Source organism: Hahella ganghwensis DSM 17046, assembly GCF_000376785.1.
GTDB classification, from domain to species: domain Bacteria; phylum Pseudomonadota; class Gammaproteobacteria; order Pseudomonadales; family Oleiphilaceae; genus Hahella; species Hahella ganghwensis.
This window is the reverse complement of sequence record NZ_AQXX01000142.1, coordinates 18819-39247: the sequence shown is the minus strand read 5'-3', so window position 1 is coordinate 39247 and position 20429 is coordinate 18819. Positions and strand designations below refer to the sequence as shown.

The 20429-nt window shown below is 51.1% G+C and carries 20 protein-coding genes; 5 read left to right on the top strand and 15 right to left on the bottom strand.

Going from position 1 to position 20429, the window contains the following annotated elements; all coding sequences use genetic code 11:
• Positions 1-49: 49 nt before the first annotated feature.
• On the bottom strand, positions 50-364 hold the full coding sequence (locus tag F566_RS0128280; RefSeq protein ID WP_020410419.1) for a DUF4156 domain-containing protein: 315 nt from the start codon (positions 362-364) through the stop codon (positions 50-52).
• A 278-nt stretch (positions 365-642) separates the two neighbouring features.
• On the opposite strand from F566_RS0128280, the gene F566_RS0128275 reads away from it, so the two are divergent.
• On the top strand, positions 643-1680 hold the full coding sequence (locus F566_RS0128275) for a malate dehydrogenase (RefSeq protein WP_020410418.1): 1038 nt from the start codon (positions 643-645) through the stop codon (positions 1678-1680).
• Positions 1681-1852: 172 nt separating this feature from the next.
• Here F566_RS0128275 and F566_RS0128270 read toward each other — a convergent pair whose 3' ends face one another.
• The 7 genes from F566_RS0128270 to F566_RS0128235 form a co-directional block, all read right to left on the bottom strand.
• On the bottom strand, positions 1853-3340 hold the full coding sequence (locus F566_RS0128270) for an aldehyde dehydrogenase (RefSeq protein ID WP_020410417.1): 1488 nt from the start codon (positions 3338-3340) through the stop codon (positions 1853-1855).
• A 12-nt stretch (positions 3341-3352) separates the two neighbouring features.
• Positions 3353-4228, bottom strand: a complete 876-nt coding sequence (dapA, locus tag F566_RS0128265) for a 4-hydroxy-tetrahydrodipicolinate synthase (protein ID WP_020410416.1) — start codon at positions 4226-4228, stop codon at positions 3353-3355.
• A 252-nt stretch (positions 4229-4480) separates the two neighbouring features.
• The gene (locus tag F566_RS0128255; RefSeq protein ID WP_020410414.1) at positions 4481-5329 is read right to left on the bottom strand and encodes an ABC transporter permease; all 849 of its coding nucleotides are present in this window, start codon (positions 5327-5329) and stop codon (positions 4481-4483) included.
• Between the two features lie 6 nt (positions 5330-5335).
• Entirely contained in the window at positions 5336-6634 is a 1299-nt protein-coding gene (locus tag F566_RS0128250; protein ID WP_020410413.1) for an ABC transporter permease, read from the bottom strand.
• 16 nt (positions 6635-6650) lie between these two features.
• Positions 6651-7754, bottom strand: a complete 1104-nt coding sequence (locus F566_RS0128245; protein ID WP_020410412.1) for an ABC transporter ATP-binding protein — start codon at positions 7752-7754, stop codon at positions 6651-6653.
• 156 nt (positions 7755-7910) lie between these two features.
• Positions 7911-8981: an ABC transporter substrate-binding protein gene (locus F566_RS0128240; RefSeq protein ID WP_020410411.1), complete on the bottom strand. Its 1071-nt coding sequence runs from the start codon at positions 8979-8981 to the stop codon at positions 7911-7913.
• A 155-nt stretch (positions 8982-9136) separates the two neighbouring features.
• Complete coding sequence (locus F566_RS0128235; protein ID WP_245555323.1) at positions 9137-10381, bottom strand: NAD(P)/FAD-dependent oxidoreductase; 1245 nt, start codon at positions 10379-10381, stop codon at positions 9137-9139.
• Positions 10382-10612: 231 nt separating this feature from the next.
• Here F566_RS0128235 and F566_RS0128230 point away from each other — a divergent pair, with 231 nt between their 5' ends.
• Together F566_RS0128230 and F566_RS0128225 are read left to right on the top strand one after the other, a co-directional pair.
• Positions 10613-11614, top strand: a complete 1002-nt coding sequence (locus F566_RS0128230; protein WP_020410409.1) for a 4-hydroxyproline epimerase — start codon at positions 10613-10615, stop codon at positions 11612-11614.
• 143 nt (positions 11615-11757) lie between these two features.
• Positions 11758-12438, top strand: a complete 681-nt coding sequence (locus tag F566_RS0128225) for a GntR family transcriptional regulator (protein ID WP_020410408.1) — start codon at positions 11758-11760, stop codon at positions 12436-12438.
• 179 nt (positions 12439-12617) lie between these two features.
• On the opposite strand, the gene F566_RS0128220 is transcribed toward F566_RS0128225, so the two are convergent.
• From F566_RS0128220 to F566_RS0128205, 4 genes are all read right to left on the bottom strand, one after another.
• Entirely contained in the window at positions 12618-14393 is a 1776-nt protein-coding gene (locus F566_RS0128220; RefSeq protein ID WP_020410407.1) for an ABC transporter transmembrane domain-containing protein, read from the bottom strand.
• Between the two features lie 142 nt (positions 14394-14535).
• Positions 14536-14817 (bottom strand): peptidylprolyl isomerase, encoded by a 282-nt coding sequence (locus F566_RS0128215; protein WP_020410406.1) that lies wholly within the window; start codon positions 14815-14817, stop codon positions 14536-14538.
• A 137-nt stretch (positions 14818-14954) separates the two neighbouring features.
• On the bottom strand, positions 14955-15587 hold the full coding sequence (locus F566_RS0128210) for a LysE family translocator (protein ID WP_020410405.1): 633 nt from the start codon (positions 15585-15587) through the stop codon (positions 14955-14957).
• Positions 15588-15615: 28 nt separating this feature from the next.
• Positions 15616-15993 (bottom strand): MmcQ/YjbR family DNA-binding protein, encoded by a 378-nt coding sequence (locus F566_RS0128205; RefSeq protein ID WP_020410404.1) that lies wholly within the window; start codon positions 15991-15993, stop codon positions 15616-15618.
• Between the two features lie 332 nt (positions 15994-16325).
• Between F566_RS0128205 and F566_RS0128200 the strand changes: the two genes are divergently transcribed.
• Complete coding sequence (locus tag F566_RS0128200) at positions 16326-16646, top strand: hypothetical protein (protein WP_020410403.1); 321 nt, start codon at positions 16326-16328, stop codon at positions 16644-16646.
• 74 nt (positions 16647-16720) lie between these two features.
• On the opposite strand, the gene F566_RS0128195 is transcribed toward F566_RS0128200, so the two are convergent.
• The 3 genes from F566_RS0128195 to F566_RS0128185 all read right to left on the bottom strand — a co-directional run bounded on the left by F566_RS0128195 (position 16721) and on the right by F566_RS0128185 (position 19283).
• Positions 16721-17329, bottom strand: a complete 609-nt coding sequence (locus F566_RS0128195) for a DUF3501 family protein (protein ID WP_020410402.1) — start codon at positions 17327-17329, stop codon at positions 16721-16723.
• A 48-nt stretch (positions 17330-17377) separates the two neighbouring features.
• On the bottom strand, positions 17378-18700 hold the full coding sequence (locus F566_RS0128190; RefSeq protein ID WP_020410401.1) for a heterodisulfide reductase-related iron-sulfur binding cluster: 1323 nt from the start codon (positions 18698-18700) through the stop codon (positions 17378-17380).
• Between the two features lie 163 nt (positions 18701-18863).
• The gene (locus tag F566_RS0128185; RefSeq protein ID WP_020410400.1) at positions 18864-19283 is read right to left on the bottom strand and encodes a rubrerythrin family protein; all 420 of its coding nucleotides are present in this window, start codon (positions 19281-19283) and stop codon (positions 18864-18866) included.
• A gap of 286 nt (positions 19284-19569) precedes the next feature.
• Here F566_RS0128185 and F566_RS34390 point away from each other — a divergent pair, with 286 nt between their 5' ends.
• Entirely contained in the window at positions 19570-20412 is an 843-nt protein-coding gene (locus F566_RS34390; protein ID WP_020410399.1) for an endo alpha-1,4 polygalactosaminidase, read from the top strand.
• Positions 20413-20429 lie beyond the last annotated feature (17 nt).

Genomic DNA, 20429 nt, shown 5'->3' with positions numbered 1-20429 from the left:
GTTTAATTCGTCAGGAAATGCGGCAGTGAAAACACCGCCGCCATAAGCGCTATTGGCAGTTGTAAACAACAAACTCACGGGTGCCGTCGATAATTTCACCGGCAGTTGCGACAGCGTTGCCGCCCATTTTTACCGCTTCGTTTTTGGCCAGCGCCAGTAGTTCATCCGCCATTGGGCCGGCACCGCGAGGCAGAAAGACGACTTCATCCAGTACCTGTGCAGATGCTGTACCCAGACGCTCGCACTGAGCAGCCTGTCCATCTGTAATCAGCCTGACATTTTCAGAACCGGGAGTTGGCTTGACCGTTGCACAGGATGCTAAGGCCAATGTTGCAAGAATTGAGAGGGATTTGAGCTTGTTCATAGATATCTACTTAATCGTTTGATTTATAAGTATTGTGAAAATTTTATGCATCATACTACAGATGATGTTTATGAGTAACTGTGGTCGGGTGCACTGGAAATAGGCAGTAGCAGCCTCTTTTTAGTGCAGTTTTATGTGCCAATATCGCATCAGAATATCGCGTCTTTTCTAAGCTATAGCCTAATGTCTAAAGCGTTTTCGACCATAGTGGAAACTACAGCAATACCGTGGTCGACGTAAAATGAAACGGTCTTCATCAAACATTCTTGGAGGATGTTATGACTCAGCCTTTGACCGTCGCCGTCACTGGTGCGGCAGGTAGTGTTTGTCAGTCGTTGTTGTTTCGGCTGGCTGCTGGTGAACCATTTGGGCAACGCCCCATTCGTCTGCAATTGATTGAACGACCCGAGGCCATGCAGGTGTTGCGGGGGCTGGCAATGGAACTGGAAGACTGCGCCTTTCCGTTGCTTGAGTCAGTGACTCTCCATGATTCACCTGAAACCGGTTTCGTCGATTGTGATTATGCTTTGCTGGTGGGGGCTAAACCCCGCAGTGCAGGAATGCAGCGCATTGACCTGCTGAAGGACAATGCCGAAATATTTGCCAAGCAGGGCAAGGCACTGGGCCAGTATGCCAAGCCGACAGTGAAAGTCCTGGTGGTGGGTAATCCCGCCAATACCAATGCGTTGATTGCCTGGGCCAATGCGGAAAGACTTTCTCCCAGCCAGCTCACTGTTCTGATGCGTTTGGATCATAACCGAGCGAAAGGATTCCTGTCCCGCAAACTGGGCGTCAGCCCACAAAGTGTCGAAAGGCTGGCTGTGTGGGGGAATCACGCCAGTACTCAGTTTCCCGATGCAAACCATGTGCATATTAATGGGCAGCCGTTGAGACGAGGGCTGGATATCGACTGGTATCGGGAAATCATGATTGGTGAAGTGCAGTTGCGTGGCGAGGCTGTGATTAATGTCAAAGGGCGGACCAGTGCGGCGTCTGCTGCGCAGGCCATTATTGATCATTTACGTGATTGGATGATCGGCACCAGCACTGGGGACTTCGTCAGCATGGGCGTGTTCAGTCATGGTGAATATGGCGTGGCACCTGGGTTGTTTTTTTCCTTTCCAGTGACATGTCGGCATGGTCACGTTGATATTGTCGAAGGTCTGGAGCTTGATGATTTCTGCAAGAAAATGATTCGTGAAACCGAGCAGGAACTGTTGCGGGAGCGCCAGGCGGTATTATCTCTATTACCGGAAAAGTCTCTCGCCCGCAGAGGATTTACCTCATTGTGGGGGAGCCTGGACTGTGCTGAATAAGCCAGGCTTGATGGATTGATTGTCTTAGTGTTAACAGCGGTCTGATTTAGCGTCTTTTGTGTGGTTGACACCGACACTCCTTCATACTTTGGACGAATGGGTGTCGGTGCTTTTTTACTTGCCAGCAAGCTTCAGTTGGTCAGTGACGTGTTGCGGATACTGATTGCTGACACTAATTACTGTACCAGAGAGTTTTCGTCTGCACGTATTGGTCAAAGGCTTCCAGGCCATTATCCCGCCCCCCAAAACCGGAAGTCTTATAGCCACCAAACGGCGTGGAGATATCCCCTTCAGAAAAACAGTTGACTGATACTGTGCCAGCCCGGATGGCTCTGGAAACCCGGTGGGCTCGTCGGACATCAGACGTATAGACCGAGGCTGCAAGACCATAGTCTGTGGCATTGGCCAGATGTATGGCTTCCTCCTCCGTTTCAAAGCTGGTCACGGCGAGAACCGGACCAAAGACCTCTTCCCTGAATAGGCGCATATGCGGTGTCACCCCATCGAAGATGGTAGGTTCAACGATCATTCCCGCGCCCTGGTTAAGGGTGTTTCCACCGCGGATGAGTTTTGCGCCTTCCTCTCGGGCACGGTTGATATGGTCACAGACCTTCTCGAAATGAGCCGGTTCGATCATTGGTCCGATAGAGACCTCCGGGTCTTGGGGGTTGCCTACCTTCCAACCGTTATCCAGGCGTTGTTGCAGAATCGCCAGAAGTTCGCTCTTGATATTTTTATGGACAATCAGGCGGGAACCGCAGCTACAGTTTTCGCCCATGTTCCAAAATGCGGCGGAAAGAATGTCATCGGCGATACTTTCCAGTTCATAAGTGTCATCGAAAACCACTTGCGGGCTCTTGCCGCCACACTCAAGGATGATCTCTTTCAGATTGCTTTCGGCGGCATAGGTGAGAAACAGGCGACCGACTTCGGTTGACCCGGTAGAGGAAACCACGTCGATGTCAGGATGCAGGCCAATGGCTTTACCGACTTCTTCACCGAATCCGGTTACCAGAGTCAGTGCTCCCCGAGGTACACCGGCTTCGTGCGCCAGTTGAATTATTCGATAGGCGCTCAGGGAAGTCAGTTCTGCCGGTTTTACAATGACCGAGTTGCCGGCAGCCAGGGCCGGCGCGACTTTCCAAGCCAGCATCAGTGCGGGGAAATTCCAGGGCAGAACTGCCCCTACCACACCGACTGGTTCTTTGACGATCAGGGCCAGCGTGTCTGTGGCTGTAGGAGAGACCCGGCCGAACACTTTATCTATCGCCTCGGCATACCAGGAAAAGGTATGGAGGGTTTCCGGAAGATCGGTCTCCAGGCATTCGGTGATAGGTTTACCGGCATCAATAGAATCCAGGGCCGCCAATTCTTCCTTGTGCTGCTCCAGCAGGGCTACCCAGCGTTGCATCACCTGCTTGCGTTCACTGGGTGGGCGTCGGGACCAATCTCCGGATTCGAAAGTGGCCCGACATATTTGGGCGGCGGCTTTCACGTGCTGTTCAGTACAGCGTTGCACCTTGCCGATGATACTGTGGTCGAAAGGGTTTAACGTATCGAAGTGGTGAGCATTTTCCTGCTCCAGGCCAGGAATAATCGCGCCGGCGTAAAGTTGGCCATCCCGGGCCAGTTGAAATACAGAATCTTTTGTTAAGGTCATGGCTTCCTCCGGTTATTGGTCTGCCTGGGCCAGCAGGGCCAGGAAGGTGTCTTTTTCTTCGTCGCCTATCGGCAGCATCGGTGGACGGGTTTCTCCGACTGGCAGTCCTCTCTGGATGCATCCCAGCTTGGCTTTCTGGTTGTAGTCAGCAGCTTCCTGGTTTTTGATGACCGGTAAAATTCGTTGCATGATAGAGCGCAATTGATCGTAGTTGCCGGATCTGGCGGCGTCATACATGGCCACATGCTCTTTGGGCAGATAATTGGCGGCACCGCCAATCCAGGAGCGGACGCCCCAGAAGAAATAGTCAGCGGCCTGATCATCGGAACCGCATACCACCTGAAAATCAGAGGTCCGGGCGTTGATCAGACTCAAGGCTCGACTGAAGTCACCACTGCTTTCCTTGATACCGATGATGTTCTTGTCTTTCGCCAGATCCAGGACAGCTTCAATGCTGATTTCCACGCCGGAACGGGCCGGAAAGTTGTACATGATGATCGGCATGTCTACGACTTCGCTGACGGTTTGGTAGTGTTGAATAATTTCCGACTCACGAGGCAGGCAGTATATGGGCGGGGCCAGCATGAGTGCCTGATAACCCATGTCTTTGGCCTCTTTGGCTTTGTTGATGGAGCCAGCGGTATGGGTGTCATTGACGCCAGCGACCAACAACGCCCGTTGACCGACATGACTGGCAATAAAAGCCATCAGGTCACGGCGCTCCTCAGGGCTCAAAGCGTAGTACTCTCCCGTTGTGCCGCAGGCCACGATGCCGTGTACGCCTGATTCGATAAGGTAATCCAGAAGACGACCCAGAGCTGGAAAATCAATCTGATTTTGTGTGTCAAAGGGTGTAACGACAGGAACCAGTACGCCATCAATGTTCATTCTCTTTCCTCTTGCTTGAGACTGTTCTGTTGTGTGAATCAATCTGTTTATGTGAATTAATCAGTGTTCTTGAAATCAACTGCTTACTTGAAATCAACTGCTTGTAGCCAAATACCTCTTGCATACTTCTGTGTATCTCTGTATGCCTATACATACCTCTACTTCACGATGTATTCCGTCGTTCATCGTCCAAGCGAAGGCGGGTGAGGAACCACATCTGCGGATGTGGTTTTTTCTCCGGAGATCCGCCGTTCACTCACGCATGCCACGCATTCGGGCGTTGCGACGCCTTAACAACTCCAGGGTGATCAATAACAACACCGACATCACAATCAGCAGCGTGGCGACTGCCAGAATGGTTGGGCTGATTTGTTCGCGGATGCCTGACCACATCTGTCTTGGGACCGTGCGTTGTTCAACACCACTGACAAACAGCACGACAACGACTTCGTCAAAAGAGGTTCCGAAGGAAAACAGGCCGCCGGAAATTACGCCGGGGCGAATCAACGGCATGGTGATATGAAAGAAGGTATACACTGGCCCGGCACCGAGGTTGGCGGCTGCCCGGGTCAGGCTGTGATCGAATCCTGCCAGAGTCGCGGTGACAGTGATTACCACAAACGGGATTCCCAGTACGGCATGCGCGAGGATCACGCCGGTGAATGTCTGGGCGAGCCCCAGGTCTGTATAGAAAAAGTACATGCCGGCAGCAGCGATAATGACTGGGACTATCATCGGAGAAATTAATAGGGCCATAACGGCATTCCGAAGTGGCATGTTGTGCCGTGAAAGTCCCAGTGCTGCCATAGTGCCGAGGGTGGTTGCCAGCAGAGTGGAAGCGGTGGCGATGATGACACTGTTTTTGAGTGCGTTGATCCATTGCGGATTGGTGACCATGTCTTCATACCAGCGCAGAGAAAAAGCGCTGCTATCCAGGCGGAGCATACCTTCAGTAAAGGAAAAGTAGGGCTCAGCGTTGAATGACAGAGGGATAATGATCAGCACCGGCATGATCAGGAAAAACAATACTGCATAGCAAAACAGCCGGTAGCCATAGAAGCCAAGTCGCTCAATAGGTGTCAGATAAACGGGTAGAGACATGGTGTATTACCCCACTTTGAGACTGTTGATGCCGATCAGGCGGTTGTAGACAAAATAGAGCAGAAGCACCATGCCCAAGAGGATGCCTCCCAATGCAGCGGCCAGTCCCCAGTTCAGAGAAGTCTGCATATGGTAGGCAATGAAATTGGAGATCATCTGGCCGCTACGTCCGCCGACCAGTGCCGGGGTGATATAGAAGCCGATGGACAGGATGAACGTCAGGATTGCGCCAGCGCCAATACCCGGCAGGGTTTGCGGTAAATAGATATGGATAAAAGCATACGCAGGTTTGGCACCCAGTGAGCGGGCTGCGCGCATATAGCTCGGTGATATGTTCTTCATGACACTGTAGAGCGGTAACACCATGAAAGGCAGCAGAATATGAGTCATGGCGATCACCGTGCCGAACAGGTTGTGGACCATCCGTATACGCTCCGAGATCAATCCGATGCTTATCAAAACATCGTTAATGACCCCTTCTGTCTGCAGCAGAACAATCCAGGACGTGGTGCGTACCAGTAGAGATGTCCAGAAGGGCAGCAGCACCATGATCATCAATAGGTTGGAGCGGCTTTCAGGCAAGGTGGCGAGCAGGTGTGCCAGTGGGTAGCCGAGCAGAAGACACAGCACTGTTATCAGGGCTGACATGGCAAATGTCTTGATCAGTAGAGCCTTGTATATCTGGCGTCTTTCAGGCTGCGCGCTGATATCGCCGCTGACATCGTAATGCATGTCCAGCGCTGCCAGGTAATAGCTGAGTGTATATCGGCTGTTCAGGTTCTTGATAGCCGCCCAGGGTTGAATGTCTGACCAGCGGGCATCAATCCTGATCATGGCTTCCCGGGTGTCTGCAGCAGACTCCAGCCCTGCGCCGGCATTTAGCCGGGCCAAGCCGCGTGCACTTTTGCTAAGCAGGCTTCGCATCCCTGAAAACTCGGTGTTCAGGCGGCCGGCGACTTTGGCCAGATCACGTTGCTTGTGAAGGGAGACCAATTCCTGTGCCAGCACTGCATAAGTGGTATCTTCCGGTATCTGTTGGCGATCCCAGGATTCCAGTGCCGCCACAGTTTTTGGCAGGTGGTCCACGATCAATGGATCGTGAATGCTGCGATGCAGCATGTCCATAATCGGCATAATGAAAGTAACACCGACAAACAAAAGTAGTGGAACAACCAGCAGGAAGGCGCGAGTACGATTCCAGCGCTCCGCTCTGCGCAACTGCATTTTGAGTGAATTGTTGGTGCTCGGAGTGCCTATTGTTTGAGACTCGTCGAGTGCACCGGCGGATATTGCTTCGTATTTCATGACAGCATCCCCTTGCTTATGGCCGGCCAGGGATCATTGCATCCAGCGCACGGCAGTCCCGGCGGTGCCAGCCGACCTGCACTTGATCACCTTTGCTGATTGCCAGAGGATGGGCGCCGTTGGGAACTTTGACGATGAACTGGTCATGGTTCATGAGTTCTACCCGTGTTCTCAGATGATCTCCGTGATAGATCAACTCCAGTACCCGGGCGTCAAAACGATTGTCATAACTGGCGTCGGGGTTGATTTGAATGCGCTCGGGTCGGATCGACAACGTCGTGGGTTCGCCGCATTGCCGAATATTCACGGGTAGTGCCTGGACGCTGCATCCCTCCACGGAGACCACACAGGAATCCTGGTTGATTTGCTCCACTTGCCCGGAAAGTTTGTTGTTCTCCCCGATAAACTGAGCAACAAAGGCATTGGAGGGGCGTTCATACAGTTCTGTTGGCGAGGCCAGTTGCTGGACCACACCTTCGTTGAACACGGCGATTCGGTCAGACATCGTCAGCGCTTCTGTCTGATCATGGGTCACGTAGAGTACTGTAATGCCAAGGCGCTCATGCAGGCGTTTGATTTCATATTGCATTTGTTCTCGAAGCTGTTTATCCAGTGCCCCCAGTGGTTCATCCATCAATACCAGTTTGGGTTCGAATACCAGAGCGCGAGCCAGGGCGACTCTCTGCTGCTGGCCGCCGGATAGCTGACCCGGTCGACGCCCGGCAACCTGGGGTAGCTCAATCATGTCTAGAGCCCGTTTCACCCGCTGTTCTATGTCGCTTTTTGGCAGCTTTCTCACTTTGAGTGGAAAGCTCAGATTTTCAGCAATGGTGAGGTGGGGGAAGAGGGCGTAATTCTGGAAGACCATGCCAATATCACGTTTGTGTGGTGCCAGGTTGTTGACTGGTGTGCCATCAATATAAATTTCACCCTGTGTCGCACTTTCGAATCCGGCCAACATCATCAGGCAGGTGGTTTTGCCGGAACCTGATGGGCCGAGCATTGTGACGAACTCTCCCTGAGCAATATCGAGATTAAAGTTTTTGACCACCAGGTTTTCACCATCGTAGGTCTTTTGTACATTTAGAAAACGTACGTAGTGGGTATCTGATTTATTCATGCTGCAGAACCTGATTGTTATTTTTACTCTGTCAGTAGATGTGAGGGGAGTGCCGAAGGGTATGCCGGGCCTCTGTAAACCGAGGCCCGGAAGTCCAGGCAGGGATTTGGAAAGCGACCTGCTTCGACTATTTCTCCAGCGACTTTCAATAGCCTGCTAGCGTGCCAGCCAGGTATTGAACTCTTCGTTTAACTCGTCGGCGTAGTCGATCCACCATTCATCATCAAACAGAAAAACGGTCTGATAGTTCTCCGGTGCAGTGGGAAGTCGAGCCAGCAGTTCCTGATCCAGCATGGCCGCGGAGGATTTTCGGGTGGGGCCATAGGCGATCCAGCGGGCCTGATCAGCCAACGCCTGAGTGCTCGAGGAGAAAACGGCAAACTCCAGAGCTTTCTTCAGATTCTTGGTGCCTTTGGGAATCGCCCAACCATTCATGTAACCAATCTGATGATCCCAGATAATCTCAAAGGGTTTCCCTTCCACATATTGGGCACTGTCAATGCGACCGTTGAAGGCAGATGTCATTACCACTTCGCCGTCAGCCAGCAGTTGGGCCGGCTGAGCGCCGGTTGTCCACCACACGACGTTGGACTTAATAGTGTCCAGTTTGCGGAATGCCCGGTCGCGACCTTCGCGGGTTTCCAGCATCGGGTAAATCCGGTCTGGTGCAACGCCGTCCGCTAACAGGGCCCATTCCAGGTTGCCCTGAGGTTGTTTTTGTAATGCCCGGCGTCCTGGGAATTTTTTCAGGTCAAACAAATCCTTCAGTTTGGAGGGGGTGGATTCACCGGAATAACGGGATTTGTCATAGGCCAGGATATTGGAGACGACGATAGAGGCAACGGCACATTCATGGATAGCGCCGTCAACAAAATCCTGGTTGGCTGGGGTGCCGTCATTCCCGGGTTGAAGTAATTTGGGATCCAGAGGTTCCAGCAAACCCTCGGCACAGCCTCGTACGATATCGGGCTTGTCCAGGGACACCAGATCCCAGGTGACATTGCCGGATTCCACTTGGGCCTTGATCTCTGCCAGGCCACCACTGAAATCCTCGGAGACGATTTCAGTACCCGTCTTTGCTGTAAAAGGTTTGTGATAGGCTTCGACCTGGCTTTTGGTAAAAGCACCTCCCCAGGACACAACAGTCAAACTGTTATCCGCCAATACCTGGCTGCTCAGCAGCAGGGCTACAGATGCAAACGATAGATTTCTTATTTTATTTTTCATCTCGCACTTCTCTCCGCTTTGGTTGGGCTTGAGTGCCGGAACGGACGTCTTTATGGGGTCGTATCCGGTCACTGTTTGGGTGGAGTCATTTCATCCTATTTTAAATGTATATTTTATACAATATACAAAAACAAAAAATTTTATCCAGTAAACGATTAAAATCTGTTCAGTCTGAATGGGGTCAGATCCAGGGAAGGTTTTTCCTTCAGGGCCAATTGACGGACTAGCTCGCCGGTCACAGCGGCTTGCGTGAGGCCCAGGTGCTGATGCCCGAATGCCAGAATGATTTGATTGGATGTGCCGACCTGATCAATGACTGGCAGAGAATCGGGAAGTGAAGGGCGGAATCCCATCCAGGTCGTCCCCGCCGAATCCTCCAGGCCTGGCAAAAGCGCATGGGCATGGGAGGCAAGCATGGTGGCCCTTCGCATATTGGCGGGAAGTTTCAGGCCTCCGAACTCAACTGTTCCGGCAAGCCTGAGTCCTTCGTTCATGGGTGTCATGATGAATCGGCGCTCTGCGGAAGTTACCGGTATTGAAAGAGATGTTGCCGAATTGGGGAGCATCAGGTGGTAGCCTCTTTCCGTATCCAAAGGGACCGAGATACCGGTGAGTTGGTGTACCAATGGTTTTGACCAGGCGCCTGTGGCGATGACCAGTCTTGGGGTTTGGACCTGTTGGCCATTGAGGGTTAGGTTTATTCCATTCTGCACGGCCTTGAGGTTTGAGATCTCCTTTTGGATGATCCGTCCTCCCTGACGTTGGAAAAGCTCTCCCAAGCTTTTTGCCAGTCGGTAAGGGTTGGCGGTATGGCCGGTGTCTGGAAACATAACGGCATGCCGGATGGTCGAGCTCAATCCCGGCTCCAAATCCCGAGCCTGATCACCGCTAAGAATCTCGGACTTCACGTTGTGATGACCGAGTTTTTCCAGTGTCGTATGTCGATACTGTTGGAATGTGGCGTCCTGTTCAAAGGTTAGCAATGAGCCATCGATCTTGATCTGATTCTCTTCGCCGGTCCCATTCAAAAGGCGTTTCCATGCGGGTAGGGAGGCTGTATTTAGTGCTTCCAGGGCCTGAGCGCCGATATTGAATGGTTTGCTTCGTGTATTGAGCATAAACCGTAGCAGCCAGGGGGTGATCTGGGGCAGATAAGGCCAACGAATTGCCACCGGGCCCAATGGGTCCATCAGCATGCCGGGAATCTTCCATAACAGGCCCGGAGTTGCTAGTGGTAGCACCTGCTCCGTTGCGAAGTGACCGGCATTGCCCCGGGAGCAGCCTTCGCCAATGCCCTCGCGGTCAATTAAACAGACCTTGAATCCGGCCTGTTGAAGTGACAGGGCGCAGCATATGCCCACAATGCCCCCGCCAACGACAGAAATGTCAGTATCTGGCATCTGCATGAAAACTCCTCTTCTCTTGTTATTTTAAATATTATATAAAATATACAGTTTTTCGGGTTTGCACAATCCGAGGCTCATCAACGGAATTCAATAGTTCTGCTGATGGAGAGCCGGTAGAGAACTGATAGAGATAAATTCAAGCAAAGCATCTCGAGATGAGAAGGGTGCTCTGGAATGACCAGGGAACCTGGGAAATGAGAATAAGATAAGAAAAGGTACTCGGACATGAGAGAAGGCACGTTTTTCTGTATAGACGCTCACACCTGCGGTAACCCGGTGCGACTGGTCGCGGGAGGGTATCCGGCCCTGGAAGGGAAAAATATGAGCGAGAAGCGCCAGTATTTCCTGAAACACTATGACTGGATTCGTCTGGCACTGATGTTTGAGCCCCGAGGTCACTCGATGATGTCAGGCTCCATTGTGTACCCTCCTTGTTCTGATAATGCAGATGCCTCCATATTGTTTATTGAGACCAGCGGATGTCTCCCGATGTGTGGACATGGCACTATCGGTACTGTCACGGCGGCAATTGAGAATGCCATAATTCGGCCGAAAGTGCCTGGCAAGCTGGTGCTGGATGTCCCGGCGGGACAGATTACCGTGGACTATATGCAGAATGGTGCCAAGGTGGAAAAGGTCCGAATCTACAATGTTCCTGCCTATCTGGCTCACAGTGAGGTGGTGGTGCAGGTGCCTGACCTGGGAGAGTTGGTTGTGGATGTTTCTTATGGGGGGAACTATTACGCCATTGTTGATCCACAAAAGAACTTTGCCGGTCTGGAGCATTTCAGTGTGGACCAGATTCTGCACTTCAGTCCTATTGTCCGACGTATTGTCGATGAAGCGGTTGAATGTGTTCATCCCAACGATTCGACGGTTCGTGGCGTCTCCCATGTGTTATGGGCCGGTACTCCGAGCCGGCCAGGGGTGGATGCCCGTAATGCGGTGTTCTATGGGGATCGGGCTATTGATCGATCTCCCTGCGGTACAGGTACCAGTGCGCGTATGGCGCAATGGTTTGCCAAAGATAAGCTTAAGGTTGGCGATCAGTTTGTTCACGAAAGTATTATTGGCAGCACCTTTGAAGGCCGTATCGAGGCGGAAACAAGCGTAGGAAGCTTTTCGGCTATCAAGCCAAGTGTCCAGGGTTGGGCAAGAGTGTATGGCCATAATACGATATGGGTAGACAGTGAAGATCCCTACGCACATGGCTTTGAGGTGAAATAATCTGTGTTGCGCGCAGCGTTGAAATATCGGCTGGTGCAGAGATCTGTACCAGCCGTGACAGCCGGTTGTTTTCCACTACAGTCACGGGTGGTTTAAATGTTACTATTGCCGCTCTACTCTGAAAGGTACCCTATAATCATTCCATGAATGCCGATCCCGTATACAAAACCCGCACCCAGATGGTGGCTGATATTCTGCGTAAGAAAATTCTTTCCGGGGATATCGTTGCCGGTGAACCATTGCGTCAGGATGCCATCGCCAAGGAATTTAATGTCAGCCGTATCCCGGTGAGGGAAGCGTTGCTTCAGTTGGAAGCACAGGGGCTGGTATGCTTTGAGCCACATAAAGGCGCAACGGCGACGGAGCTGCTGCCGTCAGAAATCCGTGAGCTTTTTGAATTGCGGGCTCTGGTGGAATGCTATGTGTTGGAGCAGGCCATCGACAATATGACGGAGCAGGATCTGGAAGTGGCTGGGAAGATTCTCAAAGCCTTTGAGGAGGCTGTCGAGAGTGGTACCAAAGTACAGACCTGGAGTGATCTCAATTACAAATTGCACGCAGCGCTCTATAAACCTGCCAATCTGCCTCAAGCCATGGAAGTTATTCACAATCTGAATATCAAATCAGACCGGTATATTCGTCTGCAGCTATTGTTTACGACGGGAATCGACAAAGCTGAAACGGAGCACGCGGCACTTCTGGATTACTGTCGGCAGCGTGACAAAAAGGCGGCTGCCAAACTGCTGCGCAAGCATATTCTGGAAGCCGGTCAGGCGATTCATGATCTTTTGGTGCAACAGCAGGCAAGTAAAGACGCGGGCTAGGGGGGGCTCTTAAAAACTACCTGCGTTGCCATTGCTGCGTCAAAGTTAGCTCAAAATGAGTTGGCTCAAAATGCTCATTTATATCGCGCTAGACTGCACTTTTTCGCCAACTTTATCCTTGCTCTGGCGGCCTCGCCAAGTTCTCGGAGCCTTCCTGGTGAAATCGACAGCCGTGCACACTATTCGGCGCAGGCTTCGCTTTCTGTCGATCCGTATCTGAATTGCAGAGACGCCAGACGGGCATAAAGCTCGCTTTTCTCCAGTAGCTCCTCATGTGTTCCCAAGGCGTCCAGTTTGCCGTGATCCAGGACCGCTATGCGATCGGCGTTTTTCACTGTGGCCAGGCGATGGGCGATGACCAGTGTTGTCCGTCCGATCATCAACTGGTCCAGTGCCTGCTGCACCCAGTATTCACTTTGTGCGTCCAGCGCGCTGGTGGCCTCATCCAGCAACAGAATGGGGGCATCTGCAAGGATGGCTCTCGCGATTGCGAGTCGTTGTTTTTGTCCCCCGGATAAACCAGTACCCGCATCTCCCAGGCGAGTTTGATAACCTTCAGGCAAAGCCGTGATGAAATCATGGGCGTGCGCTGCTTTGGCTGCGGCGATCATCGCTTCTTCAGAAATGTCCGGTCGTGCATATTTCAAGTTGTCTTCCACAGTTCCGTAAAACAAAACAGGGTTTTGGGATACCAGTGCAAAGCAGCGGCGTAAATCCTTTAAATCCAACTGGCGAGCATCCTGTCCATCCAGAAGGATAGAGCCTTTGTCGGCATCGAAGAAGCGTAAAAGCAGATCGAATAAGGTTGATTTACCTGCACCTGAAGGGCCTACCAGTGCGAGGGTTTCTCCTTTCCTGACTTGGAGAGACAGGCCATCAATTGCCGGTATTCCATTTCGGGATGGGTATGAGAAGGTCAACTGCTGAATGGCTATGTCACCTTGTACCTGTTCGGGCAATGACGCAGGGTTCTCCGGAGTGAGAATCTCACTCCGTGAGGCCAGAAGCTCTACGATACGCTCAGTTGCTCCGGCGGCTCTCTGTAGTTCTCCGATGACTTCTGAAATAGAGCCAACGGCCGAGCCGACGATAACACTGTAGAACACAAATGCGGCCAGTTCACCACCGGTAATCCTACCCTCAATGACATCAAGTCCACCGATCCATAGCATTAATGCCACAGCACCCAATACCAGTACAATCACAATTGTAATCAGTAATCCACGTTGTACGGTTCTTTGTTTGGCTACCCGGAAGGCGTCTTCCACATGTTGGTGGAATCGTTGTTTATCAATATCCTGATGATTATAGGCCTGAACCGTCTTTAACTGCCCGAGGACTTCTCCCACGTAAGCGCCAACATTCGCCACCTTGTCCTGGCTGACACGGGAAAGTCGACGGACCCGACGCCCATAAATCAAAATGGGAGTCACCACCAGAGGCACCGAGATCATGACGATGGCGGTCAGTTTGGCGTTGGTGATGAACAGCCAGACGATGCCACCCAGCATCATGATTAAGTTGCGAAGCGCCATGGATACCGATGAACCAATGACCGATTGCAGAAGCGTGGTATCGGCTGTGAGGCGGGACTGGATTTCCAGACTGCGGTTTTGTTCAAAGAATCCCGGATATAATTCAATCAGGTGGCGGAATACCTTGTCCCGGATATCCGCCACGACTCTTTCGCCAAGCCAGGTCACCCAGTAATAGCGTGTAAACGTCCCGATGGCCAGGGCGACAATCAGGCCGATGAAAATCAGGACGTAGTGTGCCAGCAGGTCTGCTGACGCTGTGGCAAATCCCTGGTCTATCAGAAGCCTGATGCCTTGTCCGATAGAGAGGGTGATTCCCGCTGTAAACAGCAGCGCCAGGAGAGCATAGGCGATCTGACGGCGGTAAGGTGCCAGAAATTGCGAGGCCATTTTGACGGCTTGCCAGCGATTGGTTTGCATAAGATTCCGGTGATGTCAGATAGTTTCAGAAGAGCCGGATGCGATACTCCGCCATGGTCTGTGATCTGATCCATGGTCGCAGGCCCAAAAAAGGGAGCCGATGGCTCCCTTCAGAAATCTTTGTGATCTTGCTGTTAAGATCTCAGTCTGTACGCTTGGTGACTTCTACCAGGTGATAACCAAACTGGGTTTTCACCGGGCCCTGAACTTCACCAACGGGGGCGCTGAAGACGACTTCGTCAAACTCTTTTACCATCTGGCCAGGGCCGAACTCGCCCAGCTCACCGCCTTGACGGCCGGAAGGGCAGGAAGAATGCTCTTTCGCCAATGCGGCAAAGTCCGCGCCGTTTTGGATCTCGGTTTTCAGTTCATTGCACTGATCTTCAGTGCTGACCAGGATGTGGCGTGCGGATGCTCGTGCCATGTTGCTCTCCTACTAGTTTTGACAATGGGGACCTGACGATACCCGTAATCTCAGTAAATGGGGATCGTGTCCGGGTTTTCAACCCATAAATTATTTTAGTTGCCTGATGTATTGATTCACCAGGCTTTTCCAGCCGATTATGACTGGAGTTTGCTGCTGAGCAGATTCAAGCCCAATCCTACATAGACGATGCCCACGATGCGATTGACTCGTGCTGACATAGTTTCGTTCTCTTTCACCATATGGGTGAATCTGGCGGCAAACATCACGACCAATAGGCACCAGGCGGTGCCCCCAACCACAAACAAACCTCCAAGAAACAGGAAAGCCAAGGCCGGATTATCAATTGTGGGCGAAACAAACTGCGGGAGAAATGCCAGAAAGAAAATGGCAATTTTGGGGTTCAGTAAATTGGTCACAAATCCCTGCCGGAAGATCTTCCAGTGGCTTTGCTGAAGAATGGCGCCGTCAGGCTTTACTTTCCTTCCACTTCGATAGGTCTGGATACCCAGGTAAATCAGATAGGCGGCACCGGCCACTTTGATCAGGGTAAATGCCGTGGCGGAAGCGAGTAGGATGGCCGAAAGCCCGACGGCAGCAAAAAGTGTATGCGCCATGATTCCAGCTCCGATTCCCAGCACTGAAATGACGCCAGCCATGCGTCCCTGGGAGATGGTTCGACCCACAATGTACATGGTGTCCGGGCCTGGCGTGATCCATAGAATTACGCTGGCGCCGAGGAAAAATAACAGACTATCGAAGTCGGGCATCACGATTCCTGGCGGTATGGGGTTAAAGTCATGAGTGAGAGTGTTGTGAGTATGACTGTATCTGTAATTGGTCTTTTTTGGAAAGCGATTTTACCGCTTTATCGTAGGACCACTCTATAAGCTCCTGCAGATAGGTTTCATCAAAGCTTGCAACATCGACAATAGAAATCCAGTGGGACCGGTGCATGTATCTGGCTGGTTTTACGCCGCCCTGGTCCGTTAATTCCAGAAAGCGCTCTGGTGACACCCGCAGACTGAAGCGCCACCTTTCGGGATCGCTGGTTTTAAAATAAGCAAATTGCTTTTCCTTGACTTTGAATACGTGAATATTGGCAGGCTCTCCACTGATTTTCTCATACGATTGGGGGAGGGACAGGCAGAAGGCTTTGACATGGTCCACATTCATTTTGGTTTTGTGATCCTGAGTATCTATCCATATGCGGAAGAGCCATTGTGGCTGAACTTTGCCTTATTCGGAAGCAAACAGGCCAGGATGGCTGTGGGTTAGTCTCAGGTACTCAGATATGGCGGTTTTATCTGCTTCAATGTCGATGATGTCTGCTGAGGTTGTAGATTTTGTATGTCAATCCTGTTTTTAATTCAAACAACCGATTTGTCAATGTGAAAGGTGTTGATGACGTAGATTGTTCAATCTATAAAGACAGACTTACCTGGTTTTCTTGGCTTCCTGCCAATTGAGGTTGATAAAGCCGAAATGTTCAGGGATAAGGTGTAGGTATGAATGAAGATCTTAATTTGCCACTTGAGTGGCATGAAAATGAAAACCCTTCTCAAATAGGCTTGCATTTTATTGCGGTGCGTTACCAGCACGGCTTTGGCTCTTATGATGTTGCAGAATGGAATGGTCAGGATTGGGAGCTAGGCTACTCTGCGAAAGTCGTGGGTTGGGTAACAATGAATGAGTTCTTGAATGTTGTTAAGGCTGGCTGGCCTAAGCATGATGATGAGGTCTTTTATAAGCCGTTAGAAAAAGAGCTGATGAAGCGGCGTAAGTCTCGGCCGTCAAGAGATGATGACGATGATTTTGTAGAAGTGTAGGTTGCGACTTTAAAAAGCTTTTATTTAAATGGCTGTCGATCAGATGATCGCTCAGCCATTGATAAGCTGAGCACCTAAACAACTTCCCCTGCCAAATCGCCAGCCAGAGATTTCCTAACATTTTCGGGAACCGTCATCGTCAATTGTGCCTGCGGATGATCGATGATAAATCCGATGCTTGCTCCCTGCTTAACAGCGGCGACCATTTCCGGCGTGAGCTCGAAGCGGGCAAAGTGAACGGAGGTGGTTTTCTCCGCGTCTTCGCGCTCCAGGTCTTCATCGGCAATAGCGGGTACGGGGCTATGATCGCTCACTTTGAGTGATAATGATCGCTCGATGCCTTTCAGTCGCTTCAGTTCTTCTTTGCGAACATCAGGGTCATCATATTCCAGCATGAAGGTGGCTTTGAAATTGCTGCCGTCTGGGATGAGCGGGTTGTAGGCATCCAGTTCATCCTGGATCTCATCACGCCGGAACAGTTTTTCGATGCGCAGCATTTCCTGTATTTGATACTGCACCGTCATGCGATCCTCAAAATAGAGACGCATATGTTCATTCAGGGCAACCTGTCGATCTTTTTTGTGGTGCATTACCTGGGTGCGGAAGTCCTTGCGGCGGATGTCATATTCCTCCAGGGACCACAGGTCTTTGTGGGTCAGTTTGCTGATGCTGGTAGCGTGCATAGTGATCTCCTCAAGCTTTTCTGGCTCTTTTGCAGGTTTGCAGGCTTTTTACAGGCCATAGGCTTTTCTGAGCAGGGTGATGGGGTGTAAAGCTTCATCGACCGTATCGGCAATGTGGGCAATATGATGCGCCGCCATAGGGCAATCACTGGCAAAGTGCTGAGCTTTCAGCTGATCGACTTTTCGGGCCACTGGACGCCCAATTTTGACGGCTTTTTCGTGGGATTCCACTTTGACGGCATAAGTCCCGTCATGACCTGAACAGCGTTCCTGGGGATGAATCTTGGTGTCGGGGATGAGGTTCAGGACATCGCGGGCTTTCAGTCCAATATTCTGGACCCGCAGGTGGCAGGCAACGTGGTAACTGATGTCGCCGAGTGACTCCTTGAAATCCAGATTCAGTGCACCGTCTTTGTGTTGCATGGCCAGATATTCAAAGGGGTCGACGAAAGCTTCCTGCACTTTTTTCACCTCTTGATCATCTGGAAACATTAATGGCAGTTCCTGTTTGAACATGAGGACGCAGGAGGGGACCAAAGCGGTGATTCTGTAGCCCTGGTCTGCCAGCTTCGCCAGTATGGGAATGTTGTATTCCTTGTGTTGTTTGACAGTTTCCAGATCCCCCAGTTCCAGTTTGGGCATGCCGCAACAGCATTCACTGGGAACCAGCTCCACATCGATATTGTTGTGACGAAATACTTTTACCAGATCCTCGCCGAGGTGAGGGCTGTTAAAGTTGCCGTAGCAAGTGGTGAAAAGGGCCACCTTTGCGGAATTGCTTTCCCCAGTCTTTTCATTCTTCAATCGCTGCCGCATGGTCGGAGAATAGTACTTGGGCACGACCGCATCTTCATGGACGCCCAGCTGGCTTTGCAGGAGCTTTCGAAACCCTGGATTGGTGTTCAGCGAATTTACGACGGTATTGATTACGGGGATGGTCGACATTTTGCCGACAGTGTCAGTGCTGGTGAGGATCTTGTCTCTAAAGATGGCGCCATGCTTTTTGAAATGGGTTGCTTTGGCCCGTAGCATCAGGTGCGGGAAGTCAACATTCCATTCGTGTGGTGGTACATAAGGGCACTTGGTCATGTAACAGAGATCGCAGAGGTAGCATTGATCGACGACCTTTTTGTAATCTGCCTTGTCGACGCCGTCGACCTCCATGGTGTCGGATTCATCGACAAGATCGAAAAGGGTTGGAAAGGACTGGCACAGATTCACGCAGCGCCGACATCCATGGCAGATATCAAAAACCCTCTCCAATTCCTGATTCAGAGATTCTTCGTTGTAAAAGTCAGGGGATTGCCAGTCAAGTGCATGGCGGGTCGGGGCCTCAAGACTTCCTTCTCTCGTCGTCTTTTCCTGGCTCATGGGTAGACTCCTCAAGAGTAAGCACAGTGTCGGTCTGAAGTGATGCCCTTGCTATCACATTGATAGGAGAGGTTGATCCGCAGTCACTTCAGTGCCTGAAATTGTTATTCTCTGCAGAGGGCACCTCTTTTTTTGAGATGCCCGCGGCTAACTGCTCTTGGAGTCAGGCGTCCAAGTTATCCAACGCTTTCTGAAAACGGTTGGCGTGGCTGCGCTCAGCTTTGGCCAGAGTCTCGAACCAGTCGGCAATTTCGTCAAAGCCTTCTTCGCGGGCTTGTTTGCACATGCCGGGGTACATGTCGGTGTATTCGTGGGTTTCGCCGGCAATTGCCGCCTGGAGGTTTAACGAGGTGCCGCCAATGGGCAGGCCTGTTGCGGGATCTCCCACTTCTTCCAGATATTCCAGGTGACCGTGAGCATGACCGGTTTCACCTTCGGCTGTGGAGCGGAAAACGGCCGCCACATCGTTGTAGCCTTCGACGTCGGCTTTTGCAGCAAAATAGAGATAACGACGATTCGCCTGACTTTCACCGGCAAAGGCGTCTTTCAGGTTTTGCTCGGTTTTAGAGCCTTTTAATGACATAGCGTTTCTCCTCAGAGTTTTTTGGCAACAAAGGATTCTGCTGCTCGTTTTTTGTACAGCTTATTTATGGTAGTCAAGGTTTGGGAGGAGTGTTAATGGATAAAATTTATACATCTGATAGGGGGCGTGCATCGTTTATAAAAAGCTGGGGATGAATAGCGCATGGTGATAATTCACGAAGAAGATAAGCGGCTACAGTAAAGCCAGACTAATATGCTAATGTCCTGAACTGCTGCTGGTCAGCTTGGGTACACAAATATTACATTGACGGAGAGGAAGGCAAGGGATGACTGAGGATATATCGATACTTGGTAAGTGGAAGAATTGCTGCGGTGCTTTATTTGTTTTGCTGGCCTTGTCTGTTTCGATCCCTGCGCAGGCTGAATCCGGCTGGAAAGCGCCGGAGCCCGAGTTTACTTGGTTCTGGCAGTTGGATAATGAGAGTTCTCTGGATTTGCCCTTCGATGTCTATGACGTTTCTTTGTATGACGTGTCTGAATCCTATCTAAAAAAACTGAAGAGCCAGGGTGTTTATCTGATCTGCTATTTTTCACTGGGGACGAGTGAAGAGTATAACCCGGACCGGGCGAAGTTTCAGAAAGGCGACCTTGGTGCGGAAATGGATGGTCATCCAACGGAAAGGTGGGTAAACCCGGAATCCGGAAATGTTCGTCAGATCATGCTCGGTAGACTGGATTATGCCCGTAAGATGGGGTGTGATGCTGTTGAGCCGGATAATCTCAATTATCAAGATAAAGACACAGGATTTGATATCAGTCCCTCTCAGCAGCTTGCCTTTTTGGTGTGGTTTAGTCAGGAGGCTCACAAGCGGGGACTGGCTGTCGGATTAAAGAATAATCTTGATCAGGCGGAGGTTCTTCAACCCTATTTTGACTTTGCCATCAACGAACAATGTTTCGAGTATGACGAATGCGATGTTCTGGAAGTTTTCAGTAAAGCTGGCAAGGCAATTTTTAACGCAGAGTATCTTCTTGAGTTTCGTGAGAACAATGCTGAGCGGGATAAGCTCTGCAAACAGGCTCTGGATATGAATATGCGGACACTGGTGTTGAATGAAGAATTGGACGGCAGTTACTTCTACAGTTGTGATCTGATGTATGTGGAGTAGCGCTGGAGTTTGGCGAC